This is a genomic window from Sorangium sp. So ce131 (assembly GCF_051519095.1).
Classification (GTDB): Bacteria; Myxococcota_A; Polyangia; order Polyangiales; family Polyangiaceae; genus Sorangium.
Genome location: NZ_CP150455.1, coordinates 2,525,713 through 2,537,743 on the forward strand (window position 1 = coordinate 2,525,713; position 12,031 = coordinate 2,537,743).

Annotated in this window: 8 protein-coding genes; 3 read left to right on the forward strand and 5 right to left on the reverse strand. The window is 71.0% G+C overall.

The genetic code is table 11. The annotated features are described in order from the left end of the window. Window positions 1-31 precede the first annotated feature (31 nt). Window positions 32-5,737 (reverse strand): DNRLRE domain-containing protein, encoded by a 5,706-nt coding sequence (locus WMF43_RS09335; RefSeq protein WP_437679131.1) that lies wholly within the window; start codon window positions 5,735-5,737, stop codon window positions 32-34. A 110-nt stretch (window positions 5,738-5,847) separates the two neighbouring features. On the opposite strand from WMF43_RS09335, the gene WMF43_RS09340 reads away from it, so the two are divergent. Further along, window positions 5,848-6,096, forward strand: coding sequence for a hypothetical protein (locus WMF43_RS09340; protein WP_437679132.1), 249 nt, complete (start codon window positions 5,848-5,850; stop codon window positions 6,094-6,096). A 45-nt stretch (window positions 6,097-6,141) separates the two neighbouring features. Here the strand turns inward: WMF43_RS09340 and WMF43_RS09345 are convergent, their stop codons facing one another. Both WMF43_RS09345 and WMF43_RS09350 read right to left on the reverse strand, forming a co-directional pair. After that, complete coding sequence (locus tag WMF43_RS09345) at window positions 6,142-6,339, reverse strand: hypothetical protein (RefSeq protein WP_437679133.1); 198 nt, start codon at window positions 6,337-6,339, stop codon at window positions 6,142-6,144. Window positions 6,340-6,408: 69 nt separating this feature from the next. Further along, complete coding sequence (locus WMF43_RS09350) at window positions 6,409-7,302, reverse strand: LysR substrate-binding domain-containing protein (protein ID WP_437679134.1); 894 nt, start codon at window positions 7,300-7,302, stop codon at window positions 6,409-6,411. A 285-nt stretch (window positions 7,303-7,587) separates the two neighbouring features. Here WMF43_RS09350 and WMF43_RS09355 point away from each other — a divergent pair, with 285 nt between their 5' ends. Together WMF43_RS09355 and WMF43_RS09360 are read left to right on the forward strand one after the other, a co-directional pair. Beyond that, the gene (locus WMF43_RS09355; RefSeq protein ID WP_437679135.1) at window positions 7,588-8,889 is read left to right on the forward strand and encodes an MFS transporter; all 1,302 of its coding nucleotides are present in this window, start codon (window positions 7,588-7,590) and stop codon (window positions 8,887-8,889) included. Between the two features lie 311 nt (window positions 8,890-9,200). Continuing rightward, the gene (locus WMF43_RS09360) at window positions 9,201-9,419 is read left to right on the forward strand and encodes a hypothetical protein (RefSeq protein ID WP_437679136.1); all 219 of its coding nucleotides are present in this window, start codon (window positions 9,201-9,203) and stop codon (window positions 9,417-9,419) included. Window positions 9,420-9,453: 34 nt separating this feature from the next. On the opposite strand, the gene WMF43_RS09365 is transcribed toward WMF43_RS09360, so the two are convergent. Together WMF43_RS09365 and WMF43_RS09370 are read right to left on the reverse strand one after the other, a co-directional pair. Further along, on the reverse strand, window positions 9,454-11,055 hold the full coding sequence (locus tag WMF43_RS09365; RefSeq protein WP_437679137.1) for a GMC oxidoreductase: 1,602 nt from the start codon (window positions 11,053-11,055) through the stop codon (window positions 9,454-9,456). Window positions 11,056-11,183: 128 nt separating this feature from the next. After that, window positions 11,184-11,936: a hypothetical protein gene (locus tag WMF43_RS09370; protein ID WP_437679138.1), complete on the reverse strand. Its 753-nt coding sequence runs from the start codon at window positions 11,934-11,936 to the stop codon at window positions 11,184-11,186. Between the last annotated feature and the right edge of the window lie 95 nt (window positions 11,937-12,031).

Below are 12,031 nucleotides of genomic sequence, written 5' to 3' on the forward strand. Positions count from 1 at the left end.
GGGCGGCCGGAGCCAGGGCGCGGACCGTCCGTCACGGCCTGCGGAACACCACCTCGAGCTTGGGGCGCAGCGAGGCGTGCGCGTAATCGCTCGACGTGAAGTTGACCTCCCGGTACCGGATCACCTCGTTCTCGAGCCGCATCATGAAGCCGTGATTGCTCCCGGGCGCGCTCAGCATGTCCCTCACGAGCTGGGTCACGTCCGTGTGCTCGTAGTCCTGGTTCGGCGCCGTGCTCATCGGCAGCAGCACCTGGTTCGTCGTCGTCACGGAGGGCTGGTTGGCCCACGTCACGGTGTTCTCCTGCCAGGCCGAGGTGATGCGCTGGAGCAGGAACGCGTTGGAGCCGCCGAACGTCGAGTGCCCGAGGCGCGTGTCGGGATCGGCGTACAGGCTGAGGCGCGCCCGCTCGATCGTGGACCCCGCCGGGATGGGCGAGAGATCGAAGCGGAGGAGGCTCCGGGTCAGGTAGTCGACGTTGCTGACGGTCCACGCCCCCGCGGTCAGGTGCTCGGCGCTGCCGTAGTTCGTCCCGGTGTTCCCGCTGCGGTTGTTGATGCTCGCGTCGACGCCCTCGCTCCCGGGCTGGAGCGTCAGCCGCTCCGGCGGGGTCTGGCAATGACCGTTGACGGTGAACACGCCGTTCACGTCCGCGCACTGCCCCTGGGTCACCGGCGCGTGGCAGGTCCCGTCGGTCTCCACGCAGGTGCCGATGGGCTCGGTCCCGCACGCGTCGATCTCGGCGCAGCTATGGCCGCTCACGAAGTAGCCGCCGGCGCTGTGGCAGCTCGCGGCGGACGTGATGCCGCCCTGGCCGAGGTCGGTGCAGGAGAGGGACTGGCAGCACGCCCCCTTCGTCTCCGGCTTGCAGGTCGACGAGCAGCCGTCCCCGCTCTGGGTGTTGCCGTCGTCGCACTGCTCGGAGGCCTGCTGCACGCCGTCGCCGCAGCAGCGCTCGACGGTCACGCCCGTGTTCTCCACCACGGAGCACTGGGCGACGTCGCCCTCGGGGCCCTGGCACGTGCCGTCAACGCAGGTCAGCCCCGGTCCCGTCGTGCAATCGGTGTCGTATTCGCACGCGCAGGGGATGGTGTCCTCGGAGTGCTCGTCGAAGCAGGCCTCGACCTCGGCGAGCCACGTCTCGGCGAGGGCGCTCCGGTGCACCAGGTTCGTCGCCTCGAACCCGTCGGCAGGGTTGTGCAGCAGGCGCGCGGGATCGAACGTGGGCGTCGGGGTGTTGATGACCGCGCCGCTGAACGCGCCCATGCGCAGCAGGGTGGAGGTGGCGGTGCGCTGCGTGTCGAGGCAGCCCCAGTGCTTGAGCAGGTGGAGGTGCGCGTCCTGGCACGGGAAGTCGAGGCTGCCGCGCGACCCGGGCGAGCCGCTCTGCGGTCCGACGTAGGTGCAGGTCCCGGACGCGAAGGTCTCGGCCAGCGCGTCCTGGTCCTGGAGCCAGTCCATCATGGGCCGGCCCGCGATGCAGAGGTTCTCCTCGGTGGAGACCTGCTCTCCCATGTTGAAGCCGAAGTCGAAGATGTCCTCCACGCTCTTGATGATGTCGTTCACGCTGGGCGGCAGCGGGTCGTCCCAGTAGAGCGGCATCTCGTCCTTGCACCACTGGATGAAGTCCGCGGTGTCCGACGTGACGGACGTGCTCGGCGACGCGTAGCGGGTCACCTCGTCAGGCTGGTAGTTCGTCACCTCGCCGAACGACGCGCTGTCCCACTGGTAGGTGGCCTCGAGCCCGGGCTGGAACTTGGCCTTTCCGACCGAGCCGATGTCGAAGGAGCGGCTCCACTTCCAGAGCGTGAACTTCTTCGGCTTCTTGAACAGCTTGACCTCGAGGCCGACGTTGATGCCCGCGTTGAGCGCGGCGATCAGCTGGATCTCGGTCATGCCGTAGCTGGCGATCGCGTGGACGGGCTCCTCCTGGTTCTTCATGCCCCAGATGACCTGCTCCGCGTACTGGACGCCGGCCCTCGGCGCGCACACGCCGTCGGTCGTGCAGACCTGGTCCAGGCCGCAGACGATGTTCGCGTTCACCGGGTTGTAATTGCAGCGGCGGGTGCACGCCCCGTCGACGCACGTGCGCCCCGGCTCGCTCGCGCACGTCGGGTCCGGGTTCGCGCTGCAGAGGCAGTCGACGGGCGTCCCGTTCACCGCGCACACCTTCTTGTCCGTGTCGCACGTCTCGCCGCTCGCGCAGTCGGAGTCCGACGAGCAGCCGCACGCCGACAGGAAGCCTTCCTGGAGCGGGTGGCACCCGGGACCGACCCAGTCGGTCACGTGGGCGGTGGTCTCGCTGAGGCAGGTGTACGCGCCGAAGCTGCCGGGGCACTCGGCCTCGGTGGCGTCGTACGTGACGGCCCCCGGGATGGAGGACTCGCAGTCGGCGCCGAGCTTGCGGACCGTCGAGGGGAGCACGTCGCTCACGTAGATGTCCCCGCTCGGGAGCACCGCGAGGCCCCCGGGCAGCTCGAAGACGGCGTCGTCGGCGAGGCCGTCCTGCCACACGGTGCCAGGGGCGCCGGCGATCGTGCTCGTCGAGCCGCTGGCCGCATCGAAGATCCGGACGCGACCGGGCCTGTTGCCCTCAGCGATGAACACGTTCCCGGAGCCGTCGGTCGCGAGCGCCAGCGGAGAGGTGAGCAGAGCGGCCGTCCCCACGCCGTCCGCCGAGCCCTGGGTGCCGTTGCCGGCCACGGTGGTGACCGTCGCGCTCGCGATCTCGACCTTGCGGAGCCGGTGATTGAAGACGTCGGCGACGTACAGGTTGCCGCGCCCGTCGGCGATGATGCCGGCCGGCTCCGCGAACCGGGCGGCAGAGCCCACCCCGTCGGCGCTCCCCGACGCCGACGTCTGGCCGGCGATGGTGGTGGCCGCGAGGGTCGTCATGTCGAGGCGGATCAGCGTGCGGAGGCTGCTGTCGGTGACGTACAGGGCGCCGCCGTACACGACGAGGTCGCGGGGCGAGCTGAACACGGTGCGGCCGACGAGCGTCGTGACCTGGTTGTTGTTCAGCGTGAGCCTGCGGACCGCGCGGGCGCCGCGATCCGCGATGTAGAGCGCTCCATTGAAGTAGGTGATGCCCGAGATCGTGCTGAACCGCGCGGCGGTGCCCACGCCGTCGGTGGCGCCCGGGGCGGTCGATCCCGCGATGGTGGTCACGGCGCCGGTCGCGAGATCGATGCGGCGGATGGCGGTCCGGTCCGCGACGTACAGCAGGCGGTTCACGGGATCATGGGCCAGGTCGCCGGCCTGGATGAAGCGCGCCTGCGCGTACGTGCCGTTCACGAGGCCGCTCACGCCGGGCTGGCCGAATTGCGACGCCACCGTGGGGAGGCAGCACACGCCGTGCTTCTCGCAGCCGGCGAGGTCGGGGATGTCCTCGCTGCGCACGTTCGTCGTGCAGATGCCCTCGCTGTTGCACTGGGCGCACGTCTTGTTCGCGTTCCACTGGGCGGAGAAGCCCTGCTCGAAGGCGCTCTTCAGCTGCTTGGCCGTCTTCTCCTTGAGGAAGCCCGAGAACTCCTCGTACGAGAGGTTGCTCGGGTTGCACTGCTCCTCGGTGATCCCCGTCCAGTCGTCGATGCAGGCGCGGCCGCCCACGTTGAAGGTGATGCAGCAGGAGTGCTTCGTGTCGCTCGGGCTGCAGCCGAGCTTCAGCCCGGACTGGTCGATGAGCGCGTTCGAGCAGGAGCTCCGCTCCGTGTAGCCGAAGACGGGCTTGCACACGAGGTCCTCGCCGGGGTTGCTGTTCACGAGCGCGCGCTCGAGCGAGGTGTTCAGATCGACCACGCCGCCGGAGCCGCCCGGCTTGAGCTCCACGGAGAAGCCGATGTTCGCCTCGACGCCGATCTTCAGGCGCTTGCCCAGCGGCACGCCGAGGAAGAGCTTCGCGCCCACCTCGGGCTTCACCGAGACCTGCGTGCCCGCCTCGCCCGTCACGTCCGGCGCCTGGAACGGGTGCATGTCGCGATCGAAGTCGACGTTCTCGATCTTGTGCTGCGTGTGCTTGTTGAGCGCCTCCTGCAGGCGCTTGCGCATGTAATAGGCCTCGTCGTACCACTTGACCCCGGCGCCGAGCCGGAAGTACGGGATGAGGAACGCGCCGGGGACCGGAGGAATGGGGATCTGCTGGAGCTCCTTCTCCAGCGGCTTCATCTGCAGATCGAGGTTGAGGGCCGCGGCCATCACCGCGGCGGACCGCCCCTCCCAGTCCACGTGCGGCTCCGCCTGATCCCTGGGCCACGTGGCCGGGCTCGGGCCGCCGGGCGGCGTGTAGTCCGCCGTGTAGTTGAACGGCATGTAGGTCCCGATGAGGAACTCCTGTGGAGATACCCGGCCGTCCTCGTCGGTGTCGAGTGAGCCCATCTGATCTTCGTCCGTGAGGTAGAAGACCCCGAGCTTCTTCGCGGCGTCGAGGCTGACGCCGCCGCCGCCGGAGTGGCCGAACGCCTCGACGCCGAGGGGCGCCTCGCGGTTGAACCACTTGTACCCGTCGAGCTGCATGTTGAACTCCATCCCCGGGAGGATGCTCAGCGTCTCGCCGAACGCGGTCACGGCGAAGCCGCCGGTGCGCATCTGGGCGCGCCGCTCCTTGCTCAGGTTGTGCGAGGTGTAGCGGCCGCCGATCCCCCACCTGCCGTCGCCGCTCTCCGCCAGCGCGGCGTACGCGCCGTGCCCGGCCCAGGGGATGCACATGTGAAGATCCGGCCGCTGCTCGGAGTAGGCGCCGAGGTGGTAGCCCTCGGTGTACAGGTCGATGTAACACTGGATCTTCGCGAGCAGCTCCGTGGCGTTCGAGAGCTCGCCGCCGATCTGGCTCAGGAGGTCGGCGAAGCCGCCGTCGGCGACCTTGCCCGCCACCTCATCGAGCCACTTGATGGTGCTGAGGGCCCACTTGGCCTTGCCCGCCTGGGTCTGCTGGATGTCGTTGGGCAGCCAGACGAGGACCCCGGTGCTGCAGGAGTCCGCCGTGGCCGAGCTCGGATCGCAGTAGTCGACGCACTGCTCGTAGGTCGTCGCGTCCTCTTGGATCACGTGCAGGCACTCGGGGGCCACGCGCTGGCTGCAGATGCACTTGCCCTTGTCGGGATCCGAGCTCGAGCTCGATCCGCCCACATCCATCTTGTCGATCGCCTCGGTCGTCTTGTTGAGGATCGACGAGAGGAGCTGCATCGACTGCAGGACGTGGAAGTTCGTGGTGATGTTCTGGAGGTCGGCGCCCTTCGGGTTGGGGTTCTCCGGCATCTTGCCGAGCAGGTTCGGGTCGCACGCCTTGACCTTGAACTGCACGTTGTTGCCCCCGCCTCCCGTGCCGCTCGAGGCGCTGCTGGAGCTCGCGCCGGTCGAGGCGCTGCTGGAGCTCGCGCCGGTCGAGGCGCTGCTCGAGGAGCTGCTGGAGCTCGAGCTGCTGGAGGAGCTGCTGGAGCTCGAGCTGCTCGAGGAGCTCGTGCCCTCGAAGTCCTGGAACTCGGGGTCAGGCCGATCGGGCTGCTGCGACCATTTCGGCCAGCTCGGGGCGCCGAACTGGCAACCCACGTCGTCCGCGTGGCAGAGCGCCTGTTGCGTGGAGTCGATCGGCTCGCCCGGGTCCTTGGCGTCGCCCTCGCAACCGGCGGCGAGCGCGCCGAGGCACAGGAGAAGTGTCAGCCGCCCCGACCGTCGTAACGGATCGAGGGCGGCGCCTGGTTGGAACAGCTGCTGACGCAGCAGCACGGACCTGCGTAGTGTCATGGGTTGAACCTCAGCGGCCTTGCTGGCCAGGGGTGGCGGAGCGCGGTGACCGTCCGCCGGGCCGCATCCCGGAGCGGCTAACGGTCTCCCGTCATGAGCTGAGGTAGCCAGTGGTCGGCCCGACGTGGAGACGACAAATCGCGCCAGCCGAGGACAAAGCGCGCCACGCCCCGCGCCCGCCCGCGCCGTGGGGACGCGGGCGGGCCAGGGAGCCCGCGGGCGCCGGCACGCGGCTCGCCTTCACCGAGCAGGGCGCCTTCCTCGACGGCCATGACGCGCCGGCGACGCGCGAGCACGGGACCGGGTTCGGGCTGGACAAGCTGGGCGAGGCGCTGCTGCGCGAGCGAGCGAGCGCCTGACCGGCGTTGCCGATCGGCTGCTCGATCCCTGGTCGCGGAGGGCCTTCAGCGCTGGCCGAGCGTCTGCCGGAGCTGCTCCACCAGCGCGACGGCTGCCCGCTCCTCGAGCGGCGAGGCATCGAGCTTCCGCAGCGCAGCGATGAGCTGGCCTTTCGCGAAGACCTCGTATCGGCCGCTGAGCGGGTTCAGCGCCGGTGCATCCATGCCCGCGATGACCCCACGTACGAAGGTCGAATCCGTCACCACGCAGTGAACGCTCGGTATGCGGAAAAACGAGTGTGGAGCGTCGCCGCCGCGCCTGGGCCAGCCGCCTCAGCGCTCCCGCTCCGGCCGGCGCGCGAGATCCGCCTCGATGAGCGCCCGGAACGCCGCGAGCGCCGGGCTCGTCTGATCGCGGCGCCACACCGCGCCGACGCGCCAGAGCGCCTCCGCCGCGGGCAGCCGCAGCTGCGCGACCCGCGTCGAGCGCCCCTTCACCGCCGTCGCCGGCACCAGGGAGACGCCGACGCCCGCCTCCACGAGCGCGAGCACCGTCGAGAAGTCGCGCGCCTCCTGCGTCATGCGCGGCCGGAAGCCGAGGTGCGCACAGACGCGCAGGACGTGGTCGTTGAAGCTCAGCGACACGGCGCGGGGGATCAGCACGAACGGCTCGTCGGCGAGCGCCCGCAGGCCGGCGGCCTCGAGCGCCGCGGCGCGCCCGCGCGGCACCACGGCCACGAGCCGGTCGCGCACGACCGCGAGCGAGGCGAGGTCGGGCGGCGCGGGCAGCCGTACGAAGCCGAGGTCGAGCGCGCCGGAGCGCAGCGCCTCGAGCTGGGCGGGCGTCGACATGTCCTGGAGCTCGATGTGCACGTCCGGCGCCCGCTGGCGGAAGCGCACGACGACGCGCGCGACGAGCGCGGCCGTGGCGACGCCGAAGCCGAGCCGCAGCACCCCGCCCTCGCCGCGCGCGATCCGCCGCGCGCGCGCGAGCGCCTGGTCGGCGTCGCGCAGGATCGCGCGCGCGTCGTCCGCGAACTGCCGGCCGAGCGCGGTCGGCGCGACGCCGCTCCGGCCGCGCACGAAGAGCGCCCCGCCGAGCTCGTCCTCGATCTGCTTCAGCTGCTTGCTCAGCGCGGGCTGGCTGATGTGCAGCGCCCGCGCGGCGCGCCCGAAGTGCAGCTGCTCGGCCAGCGCCGCGACGGCGCGGAGGTGGTGAAGGTCCATCGGGTCTCCGTTCGCGCTCCGGCTGAGCTCCGTTCGCTCTCCGGTTGGTCTCCGCTCGCGCTCCGGCCGAGCGCCGTCCGCTCTCGTTCGATTGTCACCGATCGTCGCGGATCGTCGTCGATCGTCGTTCGCTTCTGTTCGATTCTTCCAGGTTATCGATCCGGTCGCGACATGTCATTGGACGCATCGAACGGGCGACCCCACCTTCCGGGCAGACCGAGTTCCCGGGGCCCCCAGGGCGCGGCGTCGTCGTCGCGCGGGGGCCTCCTACCCCGAGGAAGACCCATGGATCCAGCAGTTGCGTTCGACACGGAGAACATGCACGCGCCCACCTCCCGCGGCCCCAGCCGCGGCCGCGCTGCGCCGCGCCACCTCGACGAGGCGCCGTCGCCGGCGCCGACGCCCCTCGCGGCGCGGCCTGCGCCGCCGAACCTGCGCGCGGCCCGGCTCGGCGTCGCGGCGGCGTTCTTCTCGTACGGCGCGGCGTTCGCGAGCTGGATCGTGCGTATCCCTTCGATCCGCGAGCATATCGGGCTGAGCCCGGCCGCGCTCGGCGGCGCGCTGTTCGGCGCCTCCCTGGGCGCGCTCGTGGCGATGCCGGTGGCGGGCTGGCTGGCCGGGCGCGTCGGCAGCCGGCCGCTCATCCGCGTCGCGCCGCTCGCGCTCGGGGCGGCGCTCGTGCTCCCCGCGCTCGCGTCCAGCCTGCTCACGCTGACGCTCGCGCTGGTCGCGATGGGCCTCGCGGGCGGGACGCTGAACCTCGCCGTCAACGCGCAGGGGGCCGCGGTCGAGCGCGCGTACGGGCGCCCGATCTTCGCGTCGTTTCACGGGATCTACAGCCTCGGCGGCCTCGCCGGCGCGGCGCTCGGCGGCGCGTTCATCCAGTGGGGTGTCCCGACCCTGGTCCACCTCGCGGCGGTCGGGGTGGGGATCAGCGCGCTCGCGTGGTGGGCGACGCGGCACACGTTGTCCGTGACGAAGCCCCCGGCGGCCGCCCCGACGACCGACGCCGGCAGCCGGCCTGGGCTCCTCGCGCTCGCCCCCCTCGGCGCCATCGCGTTCTGCGTGCTCGTCGGCGAGGGCGCGATCGCCGACTGGAGCGCCGTGTACCTGCGCGACGTCGTCGGCGCCTCGCCGGCCGCGGCGGCGGCGGGGTATGCCGCGTTCTCGATCGCGATGACGGGCGGCCGCTTCGTGAGCGACCGGATCGGCGCCGCGCTCGGGCCGCGCCGGCTCGTGTACCTCGGCGGCCTCGCGTCGGCGCTCGGGCTCGGACTCGCGCTCGTGGTCCCGGGCTTCTGGACGGTGATCATCGGCTTCGCCGGCGTCGGCGCGGGGTCGTCGGTCGTGTTCCCGATCGCGCTGCGCGCCGCCAGCGGCGACGGCGGCCCCGGGTCCGAGGCGGCCATCGCGGCGGTCTCGACCGCGGGCTTCCTCGGCTTCCTCGTGGGCCCTCCGCTCATCGGCTTGACCGCCTCGTACGTGTCGCTGCGCGGCGCGCTCGTGTGGGTCGTGCTCGCGAGCGCCGTGGTCGCCGTCCTCTCGGCCGCCGTCCAGCGGCGGCCCGGCGCGCGCGCCGCCGCGTGAAGCGCGGCAGCGCCGCCCCGGCCGCGCTCTCCGCCGCTGCGCCGGCCTTCGCCTTCATGCACGAGGACGAGCCCGGGCACGCCTGACGGACGGCGGCAAGAGAGGGAGTTGCCAACGGCGGGTCACCACCCCACCAGCGCGAGGGGGCTCGATCCCTGGCAGCGTAGCGAGCACAGCCGCGGGGCGGCCGCGCGGCCCACGCCCGGAGCTGCGGGAGGTGGGCCGTAGCCCTGCCGGGCGAAACCTGCTACGCGTGGTCGACGGGCTGCGCTGGGAGTCGCGGCACGGCGACCTTGAAAGGCGTACAACCGATGGCGAGCAAGGCCCTCTTGGAGAAGGTCGCAGCGGCAAAGCGGGACATCACCGAGGCAGAGAACGACCTCGAGAGGGTCCTCCGGGACATACAAGTCGCCCCGCGCGCAGACAAGACGACGATCAGCAAGGTCGTCGAGGACGCGTTCACCAAGCTGAGGGCCGTGAAGGCGAACCTGATCGAGCTGGAGGCCCTGGTCACGACCGAGGACACGTGAGCCGCGCGTGCCTCCGGCGTCAGGCCGCGCGCTCCTAGCGTGGCGCGCCGGAGAAAGCCGGGTTATCCCGCCTGGGGGGCATCCTGCTCATCGCGCGCTCGGCCATCGCGGTGATGGTCAGCGAAGGATTCACGCCCAGGTTCGAGGGCACCATCGAGCCGTCGACCACATACAGGTTCTCGTAACCGAACACCTGATTCCCCTCATCGATCACACCCTGCTCCGCGTCCGCGGCGATCGCGCACCCGCCGAGGATGTGCGCCGTGGTCGGCACGTTGAGCACCGCCTCGTTGACGGCGTTCCGCGGCGTCCCGTTCATCAGCACCCCGAGCCGTTTGCCCACCTCGTTCGCGATGGGGATATACGCCGGCGGCTTCGGCTGGTCGGGCGGCCGATGGGTGGTCATGCCCCCGCGCCGCCACACGAGCTGCATGTAGTTGTCCACCGTCTGCATCACGAGCAGGATCGTCGAGCGCCTCGCGAACTTGAAGGGCAGGAGCCCGAAGACCATGTCGATGGGATGGAGGAGCCGCCTCCCCAGCCAGCGCAGCCAGCGCGGAAGACCCGGCTTGTCGTCGGTGAGCACCGTGCCCAGCGCGCCCATCACGTCGGAGCCGGCCGGGTACCGCACCGGCTCGATGTGCGTGCGCGCGTCCGGGTAGATCCCGCTCGTGATGGCGATACCCCGCGAGTAGTCCACCCGATCGTCCCTGGCCGTGACCCCGAGGATGACCTCGCTGTTCGTGCGCACATAGTTGCCCAGCTGCCGCGACAGCCGGGGCAGCCGGCCCTCCGCCCTCGCGGCGAGCAGGAGCTTCACCGTGCCGAGCACGCCGGCGCTGAGCACAACCCCCCGCGCCCGGAGCTTGCGGCGCCGCTTCCTCCAGAGCGCGGTCGAGCGCTCCAGGGTGAGCTCGTACCCTCCGCCCGGCAGCGCGTCGATGGCGGTGACCATCGTCTCGGGCTGGATGGTGCAGCCCTTCTTCTCGGCCAGGTAAAGGTAGTTGAGGTCGAGCGTGTTCTTGGCGCCGAAGCGGCAGCCCACCATGCAGCCGCCGCAATGCACACACGTCGCGCGCTCCGGGCCCTCGCCGCCGAAGAACGGGTCGGGCACGCGCTGGCCCTCCTCTTCGCCCTCCTTCGCGAAGAGCACGGCCACGTTCGTGACGTGAAACGTGTCCCCGCGGCCCATCTCGTCGGCGATCTGCCGGAGCTGCCGATCCGCCGGCCAGAGCTTCGGGTTCGCGGTCACGCCGAGCATGCGCCTCGCGATCTCGTAGAACGGCATCAGCTCGTCGCGCCAGCTCCTGCCGGCCGGCCAGCCCGGGCTGGTGAACGCCTCGGGCGGGGGAACCAAGAGGGTGCTGGCATACACCAGCGAGCCGCCGCCCACGCCCGCGCCCGAGAGGATGAGCGTATCCCGGAGCAAGGTCAGCCGCTGGATCCCGTGACAGAGCAGCCTGGGCGCCCAGAGGAACTTCCGTACATTCCAGTTGGTCTTCGGGAAATCCTCCTTCTGCCAGCGCTTGCCGCACTCGAGCACGGTGACCTTGTAGCCCTTCTCGGTCAGGCGCAGCGCGGACACGCTGCCCCCGAAGCCCGAGCCCACGATGGCGAAGTCGACGTCGAACTCCATGTGCACCTGCTCCTCGAGGAGGAGTATGGCGCAGCGCTCCTCGGGAGCACACCGCCGCGCGGGGCCCGCGCGCGCCGGGCCCCGGCGCTGCACGCCGCTGCGCCCGCGCCCCGAGCGCGGGCCGGCGCTCAGGGCGTCCGCGCGGCGCTGACGATGTACTCGACCGAGAGGCCGAAGTTGCAGGCGCCGCCGAGGTTGTACTTCTCGATGTAGAAGTCGTTGGTGACGGTCAGCTCGCCGACCTCGGCGCTCTCTCCGTGGGCGATCGAGACCGTGGGCCCTCCGTCCGCCGCCACGGTCATCGCGAGCTCCTCGGTGCCGCAGGCGCCATAATCGTTGTAACACTCGGGCTCGCCCTGGCCGATGGTGAGGCCGATGGGCTCGTTCTCGCCCACGGCGACCACGAGCTCTCCGCCCCGCTCGACGCGGAGATGGCCGATCGTCTCTCCCCAATCGAACTTCTTCTCGGTGGAGAAGTCGACGTCGAGGAGGTCGCCGACGGCGACAGCGCTGGACGCGAAGCCCGGGGCCGCGAGGCCCAGGGTGAGCGCGTTCCCGGTCGCGTCGGCGAGGTCGATCATCACCCCAGGCGCGGCGCGTCCGAGCCTGTACCGGTAATTGCTGTCACCCGCGCAAGGCTCCTCCGCGCCGGGCGGGCGCACGGCCGTCACCGTCCCGGAGAACGCGAGCGCCCACGGCGCGCTCGTGTCCTCCTCCTCCGGAAGGTCCCGGTAGGCGCACGCGAAGACCTTGTGCTCATGCGCTTCGCAGGCAGGCCCGCCGGGGTCGTCGCCGCCGCCGCCGTCGTCTTTGCACGCGGAGAGGGCGACGAGGAACGTCAGGAGTGTCGCAAGGAGAGGTAAGCTGGTTCGTTGGTGCATTGCTTCATCCGAGGCACAGCGTGTGCCAGGTAATAGGGGGTGCCGTCACGCTGCCTGTTTCTTGCCGTACAAGGTCAAGAACAACGCTCCCGAGC

Coding starts and splice junctions, on each gene's coding strand:
- WMF43_RS09365 (WP_437679137.1), bottom strand. CDS start 11,055: ATGGAGTTCGACGTCGACTTCGCCATCGTGGGCTCGGGCTTCGGGGGC.
- WMF43_RS09355 (WP_437679135.1), top strand. CDS start 7,588: ATGGATCCAGCAGTTGCGTTCGACACGGAGAACATGCACGCGCCCACC.
- WMF43_RS09335 (WP_437679131.1), bottom strand. CDS start 5,737: ATGACACTACGCAGGTCCGTGCTGCTGCGTCAGCAGCTGTTCCAACCA.
- WMF43_RS09350 (WP_437679134.1), bottom strand. CDS start 7,302: ATGGACCTTCACCACCTCCGCGCCGTCGCGGCGCTGGCCGAGCAGCTG.
- WMF43_RS09360 (WP_437679136.1), top strand. CDS start 9,201: ATGGCGAGCAAGGCCCTCTTGGAGAAGGTCGCAGCGGCAAAGCGGGAC.
- WMF43_RS09370 (WP_437679138.1), bottom strand. CDS start 11,936: ATGCACCAACGAACCAGCTTACCTCTCCTTGCGACACTCCTGACGTTC.